The sequence below is a fragment of the Hydrogenophaga laconesensis genome (genome assembly GCF_031457235.1).
GTDB classification, from domain to species: domain Bacteria; phylum Pseudomonadota; class Gammaproteobacteria; order Burkholderiales; family Burkholderiaceae_C; genus Hydrogenophaga; species Hydrogenophaga laconesensis.
In genome coordinates, this window is sequence record NZ_JAVDWE010000032.1 from 1 (window position 1) to 15403 (window position 15403).

A 15403-nucleotide genomic window follows, 5' to 3' on the forward strand; every position below is an offset into this window, starting at 1 on the left:
CAGTCCGATCACAGCGAGCATGGCGGTCTCCTTGGTAGGTGGATGGGACCTCCATCGTGACCGAAAAAGACTCAGGAGGCGTCCATGCCATCCTCGGTGAATCGCTTCTTCATCGTCCAATTTCCTCTCAGGGTGAATTGGACTCCAAACCGTCGTGTGGCTAAATTCTGGGGGCAGCGCAGATACCCCCAAGATGACGCCAAAGTACCCCAACCATACCCCCAAGAAAAACTGGCTGTCAACGGACGTCTGTGGACGTCAGAAAACAAAAAAGCCCCGTAACGCTAGTGTTTACGGGGCTTTTAGGGGATTGTCCTGGACGCTTGTGGACGTCTTTGGACCGATAACTGGCGAGGGCGTCGTTCAAATGTCAGGCTGTAGCCCGCATAGATACTAGGATTTTTTGATTGTGATTTTTTGAATACCACCAAAAATACCACCACATCAAATTCACGGCTTCTTCTCGCCTTGAGTGAGTAGTTTGGACGTGACTTGGTGGAAGCCGAGTCAGCAAGGTCCTTAGCCAGACATTCGAGAGCAACGCTGCGAAGGTGTACGGATGCCTTGTCGGTAGCTGTTCAGGCATCCTCAACAGCCTTCGGAGACCCCAGCAAATTTCCAGACCGTGAGATCCATGAATTGGTCGCTGACCATTTTCAGTATCGCAACGGCTATTCAACGAGCATCTCAACAAACCAGCATCTCAACATGGTGTACGAGGGTCCTTGGCAAGACCGCTGCAAGGACATCGACCCTTCCGGCACGCTTTCCCAGAAGGTAAGTCGCTCCACATGGAATGCCCACGCAAGTGTTTGGTGGTGCGTTGCCGAGCATGGCCAATGGGGTGCGGAGAATGCCGTAGCATTGTGCAGGGCATGACTGACGTTGTGGTATTGACCAAGCTCAATTCCCGCACATGCATTTTCGGTGCTGGGAGTAGAGCGCAGAAGAGACGTCGATCCGTGAATTGATCAAACTGCTTGCCCGGAGGCTGTCCGCCGTTCTGTTTCCGATGCCTCTCGCAGAATATCCCGCCCCCCCTTCGCCGCGATGGCGGCCACCACGACGCCCAAGATGAGGTCTGGGACATTGGATCCCAGCCACATGACTAATGCCCCTGAAAGTACGATGGCGCCATTGACGATGGAGTCGTTGCTAGTGAAGATCGCTGACGCTTTGAAATTCACGTCCTCGCCGCGATGTCGCCGAAGCAACCGAAGGCACACTAAGTTCAACGCGGCATTGACAGCAGCCATTGCCATCATCGCCAAGCCCACAGGCTCCTCACCTCCCGCAAAGCGGCGCAAAACTTCGACCAGCAGCAGAACGGCAAGTGCGATCAGAAGCACACCAGATAGGCGTGCTGCCTGTACCTTCACTGTTGCTGCTCGACCAATCGCGTACAGACTGACCGCATAGACCGAGGCGTCCGCGAGATTGTCCAAGCCGGCGCCCATCAGTGCCGTTGACGCAGCCCATATGCCGAATCCGATGCCAGCTACGGACTGCCCCAGGTTGATGAGCAATACCTTCACCAAAATCCTCTGATCCGCTGCGTTGCTCGTGTCGAGGCCAGCTAGTTCGGTATTGTCAGTTTTAGCCACTATTCGTTCTTTCAAGGCGGCGACGCAAAGAGGGAATCAACTGCTAGAGAGGCCGAGAACACTCTTGTAGATTGCCGTGTCTATGCTACTCGGCAGGCTCTCTCGCTTGGCTGCGGAAATGAGAAAGTAAATCGGCATGCGGGTATGACAGCGCGATGCTTCGGCCTAAGTTGTCGCAGAGTCTGGCTGCCTAACTCCAGTCTCTTTGCTAAGCACTACGCAAATCCACAGTCCCACTTCATGAGACTGCACAGACTCGCAAGCATGCCCTCGAGCTATGACAGGACGCAAGCGTCCTGTCATGCCCAATGCGGTGTCAAGGCCTGCAGACATGACATGTCGTGTGAGAGCGTGTGACGAACGGCAGGCCAATTTTGTGGCGAGCGATCAAAAGCGGTGACGCATACCAAGTGAGTAACCACCACCGCTCGACAGTCCATCTAGCTTGTCACTCATGGCTACCGCATACAGTTCGGTCCGACGCGAGAGAGTGTGCAGGTACCCGAGCGAGAGGGTCTTGCGGTCCGCACTCGCACTCGGGTTCATTGCACTGTATTGAGCAACCACGGCGCCTGCGCCTACCGGGACTCGGACGCCTGCTCCAGTAATTTTGGTGCTCGTGCTCAGGGTGGTGTTTTTGATTTGGCCATACTGCAGGAACGCCTTTGCCACGCCGAAGTCATATGACGCGCCAAGCTGGCTGGTTGTCGTATCCGGAGTCGCGCCGGCGGCGTCCTTCTTCACGTTCTGATGCACCAAGCTAGCCGCAAACGGACCGCTACCGCTATAGCTCATGCCCACGCTCCAGTTGCCGCCGTTGCCGGTGCCCGTGGTGCTCTCCTTCGTCGCTATCGTCGTGCCAAAGCGGAATCCGCCGAGGTTCGGACTGGAGTAGGCAACCGAGTCATTCCAGCCCGTGTCACCCGTGACGGAGCCAGCGCCTGAGGAGAAGTAGTGACGAATGCTGGGCGAGTAACCAAACGAGTCGCCAAAGGCATTGAAGAGCAAGGTGGATACGAACAATTGCGTCGTTGTACGTCCTAGGCTGACTGTCCCCAAGTTCTTGTGCGACAAGCCTACTGAAGTCGTTCGGGCAAACTGAGCATCCCCGGTGAAACGGCCTTGCTCTCCGGTATCGCCGCGAAAGAACCCCTCAAGTTTGAACTGGGCAGACAGCCCGCCGCCTAAGTCCTCATTGCCACTGAAGCCGTAGTAACTCGTGCTCATTTTCCCGCTATCGACGCCTGTCACGGACGTGCCTCCGGGAGCTTTGGTTGAGCCGACGCTCATGTCGATTAACCCATAGATTTGGACGGAACTCTGAGCCTGTGCCCCCAGGGTCGCAAGACCTAACACAGCGCCGGCTAGAACACTGCGATTGCATTGATTTTTCATGAGATTGATTCCTATGCTTGGTGAGATTGTTGTGATGAACTTTCCGATACCGCATCGCTTTAGTTCAAGAAATGATCAGCAACATCTGTGCCGAGATTCTGTGCGAGACGGGTTGGTTTGTGCCGCTGTGACGAAGATGTCATCGAGTGGTTATTGGTGCGTTATCTATGCCCGCGCATCGCCAATTTCTGAGAGGCAGATGAGCACACTTATGACGCTCAATGAGGTGAGCGCGACCCGCGTTGAGCTAGCGCAGTTGTAGGGCAGGGCTGCCGCCGCTTCCGTTGACGCCGACCTAAGCTCTGCGCTTGCTCCGTGGGGTGATCTTGTTTTCAGTGCAGAAATTTGCGGCTTCCATTGAGAGTAAACACCTAGGGAAGGTCTGCACAACACTCAACGCGACGAGTGCTGACAGGTGGTATTTCAGATGGTGGCAACTGCAGCGCGATTTGGGTCATTTGAAAGCCGATTTGCGACCCGTTGGCGGCCCCTCGGGTCGCTTTGGGCGCACTCATCCCCGGACCTCTTTCAAAAGCGTTCGGCGCACCATCCACAAGTTGCTCAAAGCGAACAGCGTGTGCAACTGCGCCGTGTTCTTGGCCAGTCCCCGGTAGCGCACCTTCACATGCCCGAACTGGCGCTTGATCACCCGGAACGGATGTTCGACCTTGGCCCGAATGCGTGCCTTTGTCTGTTCGAGCTTGTCCAGGATCGCGCCCATCGGCTTGTCCTTGTCCAGCACCCTGCGCTTGCCCGGGCGCATCGCCACGTGCCAGTTCGCATCAATGCCTTGCGTCTCCTCGCGCTTGCTCACGCCCTGGTAGCCCGCGTCAGCGAACACGTCCCTCGCTTCTCCATGCACCAGCGCGCTGGCCTGCGTCACGACCGCCAGGCTGTGGAGCATCTTGCGGCGCTTCTTCCTAAAGGTCGCCGAAGTGATCGAAGCCGACAGCCCGATGACCGCTGACAAGCTACGACGCGCCAGCCCGCACTGGATGCGCCACACGCACGCGACGCACGCGCTGGCGCGCGGTGCGGAACTGACCACCGTGCGGGACAACCTGCGGCACGCCTCGATCCAGACCACCTCGATCTACCTGCATGGCGATGAGGTGAAGCGGGCGCGGCAGATGGATGCAGCGTTCGCGGGACGCGACCGGCGTTCATGACCCCGCAGCGGCCTTGCGCAATGCACAAAGCTCGATCCGCGCGGATTCGCGGATCTGCTCCCGATCAAGCTCCGGCACGGACGGATCGAACATGCCTGCGAAGACACTATCGAGCCAAGGGTCACGGGTGCTGAAACATTCGACTGCATAGTCGAGCCAGCTGGCGTAGCCGGGGGGTGGGGGCAAAGGCTTGTCGATCATGAAGGTAGTTCTCCTGATAGAGGCATCGGCGCCGACGCGCTGCGGACCGCGTCAGCTTGCCAGCGCCAAAGCCGATGCGCAAGAACCCCGCACCACTACCGGTTGCGTGCTTAATTTTCGAGCACCATCATTTCAGCTGCAGATTTTTGCGGTCGGACTCATCAGACCCAAACAAAATCAACAGCTTAGCCCTCGATTGCGCGCCGCTCAATTTTTGGGCAAGTCATTTCAGCTGCGGATTTTTGCGGTCGGCCCTTCCTGCCGCGCATCAGCCAGCAGCCTGACGACGGCGCGTAACCCGGTCCAGCAGAGCATCTGCGTAGGGCGTGACCGTGAAGTCCATGGTTCCGCGGAAGTTGATACCGCTGAAGTGGACCGGCCCCATGTGCGCCAGCCAGTCGTCGTCGATCGGGTGCTTGTCTTTTGCAAACCGGTCAACCACCTCCTGCATCCTGTGCGTGTTCCAGGCGATCACAACGTTTGTCAGCAACGCGTGGCAACCGCTGATGGCGGCCATTTCGTCCTCACGGCGGCCACGGCTTGGCGCGATCCGACCGAAGTAGATAGAGCGCTGGAGCTGGTGTACCGACTCGCCGCGGTTGAGCAAGGTGTGGATTTCGCGGCGGAAGCTCTCGTTGGCGAAGTAGTCGCACAGGAAGACCGTGCGCAACAGCCGGCCCAGGCTGTCCAAGGCCTTGAAGACCGGCGAGCCAGAAGCATTGGATCCGAGCCGTTCCAGTAGATCCTTTGGGGAGACACGCCCGGTGTGGATCGACGCAATCACCCGCATCGCCTGATCCCAGCCTTCGAGGATCGACTTCTCAGTCACGATTTTCACATTGAGGCGCTCCATGTTCTCGGGCAGTTCCATTCCGTGCAGCAACATCAACTTGCGCTCGGAGAGGTTGCGCAACTGCGGGCACAAATCGAAGCCGCACAGCTTCGCCGTGGCCATGGCTACGTTGGTGTAGCCGTGGGTGTCCACCGCCAGCCAGGCCAGACGCCGATCAGTTGGTTGCTTTGTGTTGTACCAATGGGCGCCGTGCACCGCTGCGGCGGCCTGGCGGGTGTTGAGCACGATCGGCTGGTCGTAGAAGACGCCGTACGAGTTGAGCACGTGGGTGTAGAGGCCCACTGCAAAAGTGCGTCGCCAGGGATCGACGCGGGCGTTGAAGAGGCGGTTGCTCGCGTCCAGAGCCATCATGTCGGAGGAGCCTTTATCGCCTTTGCCCCAGAGCGCGGCGATCGCGTGCTCCATCTGGAAGACCAGCACCCGCTCGCTGGCCTGTCGCACCCGTTCAGCGTTTTCCAACGTCCGCATTGCAGCGGCGATGTGCGACACCTCAACGCCAGGGATCATGGCTGCGACGCCGGCGGCGTCGTTCTCGGTGCCCATCGCGAAAATGCCACCGTACAGCGCGATCAGCTCCGATACGGTCTTGGCCCTGCGCCCGAGCAACGCCTCGCTGAAGTTGCTCTTGGCGTCGACCTCGATGACGATGTTCTCGATCCGCTCCTGACCGATGATCTTGAAGATGGCATCACGGCTGCGCGTCACCTGAAGATCGATGTCTTGTGGTGACAGGCGGGGCAGGCTGACGTTGCGCTCCTGGTTGATCTCAAGCTTGCCAGCCTTGAGCGCTTCCGATACCGCCTGCAGGCCACTGTCGACGTTGTGGCGCACGCGTTTGAGGTACAGCTTCGGGTCGGAGAACAGCCCCATCGCGCCGATGAGTTTTTTGCGATCGCGTTCCCACTCGTCGTGGGGGATCAGGAAGTCCTCGCGGTTGCGGTGCTTCCAGCTGTGATCGATCCAGAGAGTTCCGCCGCGCAGCCCTTTGTGGATGGCCATCGCAGTCGATGCCTGCAGCGCACCGAGTGCGCGCTTGCGGTCGGGCCCGTTGATCAGGTCGTGCCAGACCTTGGAGGTGATGGATGCGTCGAAGCCCTCTGGAAGTTCTCTGGCCCCTTGCTGCTGGACGTCGCGCAAGGCTTGGGCCTGGGCCAGTGCGTCATCACCATCAGGTCCCATGATGGCGATGCCGTTGAAAGCTTGAAGCACAGCGCCCATTGCCAGCCGCTCGCCGGCCAGGTAGTCACGCACGACCGCAGAGCCGGAGAGGCTGTTCGATGGCGCATCCTCCGGGTACATGGCCTGCAGAGCCTCGACCTTGTGGCGGTCGGTCGTGTTCTTGGAATGCAATAGCGCGCGCACCTGCGTCTCGCGCTGCGCATACTCGGTTGCCGACTTTGCGCGTGTCGACTGCACGCGATTTCGTCCATGCCCGATCATCCGATTGATCTGGCGGCCGCCGATATAGAACAGGTTGTCGGTGAACTCGAGCAGCGTGGCCCTCAGGAAGCATGAGAGTTCGAGGGCCTGCGTGTTCTCGGCGAGCAGACGCGTCACGCTCGGTGGCCTATGTATCACGGCGCGGGCATAGGCGCGAATGCGGTCACCACCGATGGCGGAGATATCCCAGTCGTGCACGCCAAGCGCTTTCAGGTAGGTGATCTTCTGACTGGCTTCCTTGAGCGACTTCAGGCCGTGCTTGCCGGGCGCTTCCTTCAACCATTCAAGGATGGTCCCGCCGTTGCGACCCTTGCGTGCGCCGAAGACGGCGGAAATGGCGTTGCGCAGTTGCGGAACCGGAATCTTGGTGTGCACAACCTCGATGGCCACTGCAACTTCGGCTTCGGAGGCCTTGTGTGTGATGCTGCGAACGACCCGCTCGCTGGGAATGAGGAGGTGATGCTCAAGCAGCCACACCTCGGCGCGTTTGCGCAGATCGTCAGCGGTGATGGTGGTGGCTAAAATCGCCCTGAGAGCAGCCTCCAGTTCGTCGAGGTCCTTCTGCGCCGGGTCTCGCAGGCCCGCATGTTCAAGGACCCATTTCCGGTGCTCAGTGAGGGTGGCGGCGCGCTGATAGAGAGATCGGAGGGTCGCGATCTGGCGCTCGTTGATGTCGAGCTCGGCGCACAGGTACTTCAGGACGATGTAGGGGACGGCGGTGAGCTTCTCGAGCGATCGACCGGAAGCCCGCAGGAAAACAAGAAGCACGGCAGGGCCAAGCGCGCGATCCTTGTATTTCTCTTTGATCGCTTTGACGTCGTCGGTAGAAAGACGAAAGCAAAGGCCGACATCGATGTCCGTGAGGTTCTTTGGGAATGCAGTCGTACCGACGAAGCGCTGATGAAAGCCTGACATGGCCCCTCCCGAGTGGCCGAGGGAATTGGCCGGCGGGCGGTCATGGGGTCAAGTGTCCACGTGCGCCTGGATGTGATGGGGTTTACCCTCGGACTCCGCAGTAAATCCAGGCATCGAAAACGAGATCACCCCTCCGTGGATGATTTACCCCCCTGCTTTGAATGCTTGCGCGTGGGTTGCTGTGCGAGAGCGGTTTTGAGCGAGATACGAAGAGGGCGCGCAAGCGCGAGTTCCTGGACGAGATGGGCCTGTGGTGCCGTGTGCCGAGAGCTGATCTCGTTGATCGCCCGATCGCGCCGATACCCGGCGCCAAAGGCGGGCGCACGCCGTTTTCCATTGAGACCTTGCTGCGTATTCATTCCATCCAGTAGTGGTTCCACCTTTCGGACCCGGCTATGGAAGAGGCGAGGTATGACATGGCGCTGTTCCAGGAGTTCTTGGGTACGGATGCGGGCGAAGACAGCTTGCCCGACGAGAGCACCATTCTTCGGTTCCGTAACCTGCTCGAAGCCCCAAACCTGAGTTTGTAGATCCTGGCCACCGGCATTGCCACGCTGATGACCAGCGGACTCCAGCTCAAAAGCGGCACCATGGTCGATGCTACGCTGATCGAAGCGCCGAGGTCGGCCAAGAACAACCGTGGCGACCGTTATCCCGAGATGCACCAGACAAATAAGGGCGACCAGTGGTACGTCAGGATGAAGGGCACATTGGGGTCGACGCGAACTCGGGTTTTGTGCACAGCTTGGTGTGTACAGCGGCCAACCACGCCCAAGGACAAGCGGAGCAGGTCAAGGCGCGCATCCGGTCCAAGGTCGAACCCTGTTCCCGGCACTGAGGCGCCGGTTCGGGCACGTGAAGGTGCGCTATCGCGGGCTGCTCAAGAACACGGCGCAGCTACACATGCTGTTTGCGCTGTCTATGGATAGTGCCTCTGCATGCTGCTACAAGGTCGCCCGTCGCGGCGAAATCGTCCAGCAACCCACCTATGGCAGACCAATGCTGCCGTCATCTGAAATCGCGCATGACAACTCCCGCGCCTGCAGGTGTTGTGCAGACTTTCCCTACTGACCACGGAGTGGCGAAATTACCTTCATCGCAACTAGCAAGGACTGCGAGCCAACGGCTTACCGCCAACGCCTGAGGGCGCGCTGGAAGAAGAGGCTATTGGGTATCTGAAGCAGGGCCCCTCCGCTATCTGGGGTGGCGTCCTGCAGTGTCGTGTAGACGAGGTTGATGTCGACGACGTGGCCTTTGTAGCCGGGTTTGTCGCCTGATTCTAGAAGTTCGACTATGTCGCCATGGCGAAACGCACCAGTTACGAAAATAAGCAGCGTGCAGAAGAGGTTGGATAAGACGCTCCAAGCCGCAAAGAAGGCTACAGCCCCCACGGTGACGAAGCCGGTAAAGGCTGTCCAAAGCACTGGGCCTGACACGCCGAGGCGTTGCAGCGACAAGAAAAAGGCGCCTGCGCCAATGGCGATGTTGATGGCGCGCCGCGGCAGCAGGACAACTAGAGGGGGGAGTCCATACTTGGCAGCCATGCGTTTGGTCAAATGCCTGACCAAACGCATGAGCAGCCAAGCAACGAGCGTCACAGCTGCGATCTGAGTGAGAATGACAATGGTATCCAGCCATTGATCGGCCCAACGTGGCAATTGCGTATGGATCTGCTGAAGCGATTTGGTCATGTTGGAGATATCGGGCAGGCTCAGGGGCCGCCGGAGAAATGGGAAAAAACTGCCACCGCGGCGAACCATCGCCGCGTTTCCCTGGCCGCGGCGTTAAGGTGCTTGAGTTCCGCACTGCCCGCAGAACTTCGCGTTCATGACCATAGTCGCTCCACACTGCACGCACGCTTTGGGACGCAGCGACGTACCGCAGTTTTGACAGAATCGCGCGCCGTTTGCGTTGGCTTCGCGACACGCCGGGCACGCGACTCCGGCTACGGCAGGTTCGCTCACGGGGCGGTTGCTGTCGCGCGATGGCGCGCCATGGCCGTAACTTCCGTGACGGCTGCCATGGTGACCTCCAAGCAGGGTCTTCCACAAGCTCATTGGTAGCTCCTTTCTGTGAACCAGCAGGACTCAGAGGTGGCCGAGCCACCATTTATCCAAAGTTAACGAGCGATCGTCAACGCCTCCGGATCCTCAAGAGGGCCGCAAAGGTCGGTAGTCATGGGCGGACGATCTCTGGTGGTGTTCTGATCTGGTCTCTTACAGGCAAGTATAGAAAGCCAATTCGCTTGGCAACCGTCATGGCGATGACGCTTTTGTTATCTTGGCGGGCCGGGAGCCGCACCTGCCAGAGCAGCGGGCACAGCACCGGCTACTGCACTGAGCAAGGTGCCTTCAGGACTAGTCGGAGTACCAATAGCAGCGTTGGCGCGCGCGGTGCCAGATTGTGGTAACGCTCAAGATCTCATCGGCCAGGCCTCTAGGCACGACGGCGCAATTTCGACCGAGTTTCCAGGTGGTGACGCTGAGATTTGCGTCTCGGAGCAAGAGCTTTAGGGGCCTCTCGGTATCGTGGTATCAATATCTGCGGGCAGGTCGGCCAACAACCTATGGTCTTCGATGGCGCGATACTCAACTCGTGGCCCACAGTCTCCGGAGGCGCTGCCCTTGACGCCTCAGAGCTGCATTCGCACATGTGCGCGAACATGACGCTTGTCCACGCAAATGCGCGCGCTCGAGATATCTGAACGCGGCGTGGATCTCATCGACCTGATCTTAGGTGCGCTCGACCAGTGTCCTGTCAGCGCGTCCCGCCAACACTTAAGGCCGCTTCGGGTAACAAGCTGCGATGCTTCAACGATTGCCGTGGGCGAATGTAGACGATAGCCGCTGAGCATTGCCCAGTGGTTGGGTCATTGCCTCTCTCTTTTTGGATTTCCTCCAACGACTGGGCCGGTGCGGCAGGATGAGAAGACGTCACGGTCGTTACGGTAGGTTGACGCCTGCGTCGAGGTCAGTCCAAGGATTGAGTGATAAAGGTTGTCGTGCGACAGCTGGTCCCTACGCGAAACCAGACAGTTTGCGTCGATCCCCAGTCGGTCCTGGGTGGCCTTTGGCAGCCATGCCATGAAGGGGACCTGCTTCTGGACCGTGGGCGCGAAGCTGTACGGCATACCGTGCAGAAATACGCCCTTCTCACCCAGCGACTCGCCGTGGTCAGAAACGAAAATCATCGACGAGTCGATCCGATCAGCCTGACTTTGCAATGCCATGATGATCCTGTCCAAGATGTAGTCGGAGTACGAAACGGCGTTGTCGTATGCATTGACCACCTGCTCAGGGCCGCACCGGTCAAGGGCGTTGTCCTGGCAGGCGGGGCGATAGCGTTCAAACGCAGGTGGATAGCGCAGGTAGTAGGACGGCCCATGCTGACCTTTCATGTGCACCACCACCACGGTGTCGCGTTGAACGTTGTCCAATCGCTCCTGCAGGGCACTAACGAGGACGTCGTCCTGGCACCCACCCGGTCCACACGCATCCCCCGGCAAGGTTGCTGGTACGTCCACAACTTGCACGCGATCGCACACTCCCTTGCACCCGGAGTTGTTGCTCAACCACCAGACGTCCATGCCGGCGCGCTGTAGCACATCCAAGAGGCTCTCGCGCCGGAAGGCCATGCCGTCCTCGTAGCCTCCTCTTCCCACATCTAGGAACATACAAGGGAGCGACACAGCTGTAGCTGTACCGCACGATTCGGTACGTCCAAAGTTGACAAGATTCTGGCGGGCCGCGAGCAGCGGGGTCGTCTCGCGTTCGTAGCCGTTCACGGACAGGTTAGCTGCACGCATGGTCTCTCCGACAACCAACACCAGCACCATCGGGTGCTGACTCGATGGATCGCTTGCAACTCGAGTTGCTCCGAGCGAAATCTGCTCGATTTCTCGTTTTGGCTTTAGTTTGACCTTCGCGTAACTGTGCGCTGCGGAGAGGTAGTTCGTCGGCACGAGCTGCAGACGCAAATCCCGATGGCTGCGAAACAGAGAGATGTAGGCACCACTCTGGAGGACCAGGATCGCACCGGCCACAAGCATCAGGCCTGAGAGCGTGAGCAACTTTTCGGTCAACGTACCGACTATGCTTTGCTGCGCGCGCGGCCACATAGCGATCACCATGGCCGGCGCGACACCAAGCCCGAGGATCCATAAAACCATGCTGCCGCTAATGAGTTCGCGAGCCTCAGCAGGGTCGGTTTCCATGACGTTTGTGAACATACCTCGGTCGAACGAGATACCGTAGCGGTGCATGAAAAAGGCCACCGCGGCGGACAGAACCAGCACGATGCCAAGAACCGGCTTGGCAGCTCGACCCCACGTCAGCAGTTCGAGAACTGTCCAGACCCAGACAAGTGCGAACAACGGCAAGGTGACGAGGAATCCAGCGCGCGAGGCCTGCCAGCCGCCAACGGAATCCCACAGCGCAGACCAAAACGGCTGGTTCAGAGCCGCAAGAAGCCAAAGGGCCGAACACAGATTGATGATCGTTCCCCGAACGGCGGGAAGACGAGCCGTCATACGCGACTCCATTTACAGACCCGGCTACGGCTCTCAGATCGCAGGTAAGGCACGAATGAGGGGAGTGGAAGAAGTGCACTGCGTGTTCCTGCGAGCGCAGAGAACTCTGGCGATTCGGCACATGCCATTCGCCGCAAATAATTGAACATGAAGGTAATTTTTTGAATTCTCTAAAAGGGGCGAGAAATTCTAAAAATCCCAATCTGTTGCATTGCTGGCAGTGAGGTGACAATTTCTTTATTCTCACGTCATTGAGGCTCTTGCGTGGAGCTTGAATTTGGAACTGCCTTAGCTCGGTAATTCTTCCCATCGAACGAGTGTTGATTGATCCGAGCGCACTAAGCCAGCGGACTGCGCAGAAGGTCGCCATGCCTCGCCGATGAGCAAGCTGCCGGCCACTCGTTGCCGGCCGGTGCGCCGCGCCAGAGAAGTGCTACAAGACGAGCAAATAAGGACTTCTGACTAAATACTCATGAAAAAGTCAATCAATTGACATCAGCAAAGCCTAGAATTCGCCGATGTCCGCCGGTCCCGACGGGTGGAAAATATCGGGACACCAGATTTTTACGATGCGCGCTTGCGCGCTTGCGCGCTTGCGCGCTTGCGTGCATGGGCGACGGTTCGCACTGCTAGAATCGGAGAACGCCGTTCAAATGTTGAACTACAGGGCATTGAAGCATTGACGTTTTTTCGATTCTTGAAATCGGCGATGTCAATGCAATGCCTGCTGGACCGGTTCAACCGGCTGTTCTTGGTCGAGCAGCCCAACCCAGTGATTTCATGCACGTCTCGACTTGGCAGCGTTGGCTGTACTTAGCCTTCTTCATCGATGTGTTTGCTAGGCTGCCTGCCTCGCAGCCGTCGCTGCGCCTGCATTCGGATAGCGCCGGCGTGGCCGAAGAAGACAAAACTGCGGGGAAGCGTCCCCGCAGCTCCATCGCCGTTGAATTCAGCGTCTACTGGTCATGTGCCAGCCATCTCCATAGGGGCATTCGTAAACCCGTAGTGGCGCAGATCCTTCGTTCTCTCGCAACTCTGCGCGCAGTCGCGCGAAGTCCTCTGTCTCGTACGCCTGCTTGTTGCAGCAGGCGCAAAAGTGATTGGGTGTGTATCGTTCCGCGGGCGTAAGGTGCCATGACCCGCAATCTCTACAGGCATAAGGGACGACCATCTTCCTGTGGCGTGCTAGGACACCCCGAGCTCCGAGATCTGCACTGGGTTGATTGGGAAAACACTTACGCGCCTTTCCATTGGCGCCGAGACACGCGCTTCCATGTATGGGGTGCATGGCATCACCCCCCGATATCCAGGACGACCCGGAAGGTGATCTTTACGTTTTTGTAGGCGCCCCAGGACGTTGAGCCAATAGGCCCCTCCCAGAACCTCCCGCTGACCCAACCCTGTTGATTTCCACCTAGAAGTGACCCAGTAAGTCAGGGGATTTCCATCCAGAACTGACCCACGTACTAACCCTAGCCTGCTGCTTTTGTGTGCAGCAGGAGATGAGGAGTGATAGACGTGGCAACACTGAGTGTCATCAGGCGGTGGGCGCTGCGAGAGCAGTTGTCCATCCGCGAGATCTCCCGCCGCAGCGGCCTGTCTCGCAACACGATTCGCAAGTACCTGCGCGCCGAGACGGTCGAACCCCGCTACGCCGGGCGGCGCAGCGTGAGCAAGCTCGATCCCTTTGCCGCCAAGCTGGCCGCCTGGCTCAAGACCGAGTCCACACGCTCGCGCAAGCAGCGGCGCACCCTCAAGCAGATGTGCGCTGATCTGCAGGCCCTGGGCTACAGCGGCTCGTACAACCGCGTGGCTGCCTTTGCACGGGCCTGGCATGCGCAGCGCCAGATCGAGCAGCAGATCACCGGGCGTGGCACCTTCGTGCCGCTGAGCTTCGAGCCCGGCGAGGCGTTCCAGTTCGACTGGAGCGAGGACTGGGCGGTGATCGCCGGCACCCGCACCAAGCTGCAGGTGGCGCACTTCAAGCTCAGCCACAGTCGCGCGTTCTACCTGCGCGCCTACCCGCTGCAGACGCACGAGATGCTGTTCGACGCCCACAACCACGCCTTCGAGGTGCTCGGCGGCGTGCCCCGGCGGGGCATCTACGACAACATGCGCACCGCGGTGGATCGGGTGCACAAGGGCAAGAAGCGCGATGTCAACGCACGCTTTGGTGCCATGGTCAGCCACTACCTGTTCGAGCCCGAGTTCTGCAACCCGGCAGCGGGCTGGGAGAAGGGGCAGATCGAGAAGAACGTGCGCGATGCCCGCCACCGCCTGTGGCAATCGGCGCCGGCGTTTGCCTCGCTCGCAGATCTCAACGCCTGGCTGCTGCAGCGCTGCCAGGCGCTGTGGCACGAGATCGATCACAGCCGCCTGGGTGGCACCGTGGCCCAGGCGTGGGAGCGCGAGCGCTCGCAGCTCATGCCCATGCCACGCCCCTTCGACGGCTTTGTGGACCACACCAAGCGCGTCTCCCCCACCTGCCTGGTGCACTTCGAGCGCAACCGCTACAGCGTGCCGGCCTCCTACGCCAACCGGCCGGTGAGCCTGCGCGTGTATGCCGAGCGGATCGTCGTGTGTGCAGAGGGGCGCTTGATCTGCGAGCACCCGCGCATCATCGAGCGCCATCACCACGGCCTGGGCCAGACCGTCTACGACTGGCGCCACTACCTGGCGGTGCTGCAACGCAAGCCCGGGGCCTTGCGCAACGGCGCGCCCTTCGAGCAGTTGCCCACTGGGTTCAAGCGGCTGCAGGCCGCACTGCTCAAGCAGCCCGGCGGGGATCGGGAGATGGTGGAGATCCTGGCTCTGGTGCTGCACCACGACGAGCAGGCCGTTCTGGCCGCTGTGGAGCTCGCCCTGGAGGCGGGCGCACCCACCAAGACTCACGTGCTCAACGTGTTGCACCGCTTGCTGGATGGCAAGGGCGCGGTGCGCGCGGTCACCGCGCCGCAGGCGCTGCGCCTGGTGGTGGAGCCGCAGTCCAACGTCGTGCGCTACGACCGCCTGCGGGAGGCTCGCCATGCGTCATGACCCCGCCATCGCTGCTGTCGTGATCATGCTGCGCGAGCTCAAGATGCATGGGATGGCCCAGGCCGTCTCTGAGCTGGCCGAGCAAGGCGCACCGGCCTTCACGGCTGCCCAGCCCATCCTGTCCCAGTTGCTCAAGGCCGAGACCGCCGAGCGCGAGGTCCGCTCGGTGGTGTCACCGCCGGATGAATACTCCCCGTATTGGCCGGTTGAATTTTCCCCAGTTTGAAGCTTGAACAGGCAGCGGGCCGAGGCCCGCTGCCTG

Annotated in this window: 8 protein-coding genes and 4 pseudogenes; 4 read left to right on the forward strand and 8 right to left on the reverse strand. The window is 59.6% G+C overall.

The features are described from left to right. Positions 1–971: 971 nt before the first annotated feature. From J2X09_RS26520 to J2X09_RS26530, 3 genes and pseudogenes are all read right to left on the reverse strand, one after another. Positions 972–1619 carry a cation efflux transmembrane domain-containing protein gene (locus J2X09_RS26520; RefSeq protein ID WP_305688145.1) on the reverse strand — a complete coding sequence of 216 codons (648 nt, stop codon included), beginning with the start codon at positions 1617–1619 and terminating at the stop codon, positions 972–974. A 372-nt stretch (positions 1620–1991) separates the two neighbouring features. Then, the gene (locus J2X09_RS26525; protein WP_204735911.1) at positions 1992–2999 is read right to left on the reverse strand and encodes a porin; all 1008 of its coding nucleotides are present in this window, start codon (positions 2997–2999) and stop codon (positions 1992–1994) included. Positions 3000–3510: 511 nt separating this feature from the next. Further along, positions 3511–3882 (reverse strand): annotated as a pseudogene (locus J2X09_RS26530) (transposase); the annotation flags it as partial. Between the two features lie 10 nt (positions 3883–3892). Between J2X09_RS26530 and J2X09_RS26535 the strand changes: the two are divergent. Next, positions 3893–4168: pseudogene (locus tag J2X09_RS26535) on the forward strand (tyrosine-type recombinase/integrase); the annotation flags it as partial. Here the strand turns inward: J2X09_RS26535 and J2X09_RS26540 are convergent. Beyond that, positions 4163–4369: a hypothetical protein gene (locus J2X09_RS26540; RefSeq protein WP_204735910.1), complete on the reverse strand. Its 207-nt coding sequence runs from the start codon at positions 4367–4369 to the stop codon at positions 4163–4165. The pseudogene J2X09_RS26535 and the gene J2X09_RS26540 sit on opposite strands and share 6 nt — an antisense overlap. Before the next feature lie 268 nt (positions 4370–4637). Then, entirely contained in the window at positions 4638–7577 is a 2940-nt protein-coding gene (locus J2X09_RS26545) for a Tn3 family transposase (RefSeq protein ID WP_204735909.1), read from the reverse strand. A 161-nt stretch (positions 7578–7738) separates the two neighbouring features. On the opposite strand from J2X09_RS26545, the pseudogene J2X09_RS26550 reads away from it, so the two are divergent. Next, positions 7739–8498: pseudogene (locus tag J2X09_RS26550) on the forward strand (IS5 family transposase); the annotation flags it as partial. A 206-nt stretch (positions 8499–8704) separates the two neighbouring features. Here the strand turns inward: J2X09_RS26550 and J2X09_RS26560 are convergent. From J2X09_RS26560 to J2X09_RS26565, 3 genes are all read right to left on the reverse strand, one after another. Then, positions 8705–9268: a mechanosensitive ion channel family protein gene (locus J2X09_RS26560; RefSeq protein ID WP_204735908.1), complete on the reverse strand. Its 564-nt coding sequence runs from the start codon at positions 9266–9268 to the stop codon at positions 8705–8707. A 93-nt stretch (positions 9269–9361) separates the two neighbouring features. After that, on the reverse strand, positions 9362–9634 hold the full coding sequence (locus J2X09_RS27140) for a double zinc ribbon domain-containing protein (RefSeq protein ID WP_204735907.1): 273 nt from the start codon (positions 9632–9634) through the stop codon (positions 9362–9364). Between the two features lie 812 nt (positions 9635–10446). Continuing rightward, complete coding sequence (locus J2X09_RS26565; protein WP_204735906.1) at positions 10447–12105, reverse strand: phosphoethanolamine transferase; 1659 nt, start codon at positions 12103–12105, stop codon at positions 10447–10449. A 1509-nt stretch (positions 12106–13614) separates the two neighbouring features. Here J2X09_RS26565 and istA point away from each other — a divergent pair. After that, entirely contained in the window at positions 13615–15141 is a 1527-nt protein-coding gene (istA, locus tag J2X09_RS26570; protein WP_204735905.1) for an IS21 family transposase, read from the forward strand. Beyond that, a pseudogene (locus J2X09_RS26575) lies at positions 15131–15310 on the forward strand (ATP-binding protein); the annotation flags it as partial. The gene istA and the pseudogene J2X09_RS26575, both read left to right, overlap by 11 nt. Between the last annotated feature and the right edge of the window lie 93 nt (positions 15311–15403).

Coding starts and splice junctions, on each gene's coding strand:
- J2X09_RS26525 (WP_204735911.1), bottom strand. CDS start 2,999: ATGAAAAATCAATGCAATCGCAGTGTTCTAGCCGGCGCTGTGTTAGGT.
- J2X09_RS26540 (WP_204735910.1), bottom strand. CDS start 4,369: ATGATCGACAAGCCTTTGCCCCCACCCCCCGGCTACGCCAGCTGGCTC.
- J2X09_RS26545 (WP_204735909.1), bottom strand. CDS start 7,577: ATGTCAGGCTTTCATCAGCGCTTCGTCGGTACGACTGCATTCCCAAAG.
- J2X09_RS26560 (WP_204735908.1), bottom strand. CDS start 9,268: ATGACCAAATCGCTTCAGCAGATCCATACGCAATTGCCACGTTGGGCC.
- J2X09_RS27140 (WP_204735907.1), bottom strand. CDS start 9,634: ATGAGCTTGTGGAAGACCCTGCTTGGAGGTCACCATGGCAGCCGTCAC.
- J2X09_RS26565 (WP_204735906.1), bottom strand. CDS start 12,105: ATGACGGCTCGTCTTCCCGCCGTTCGGGGAACGATCATCAATCTGTGT.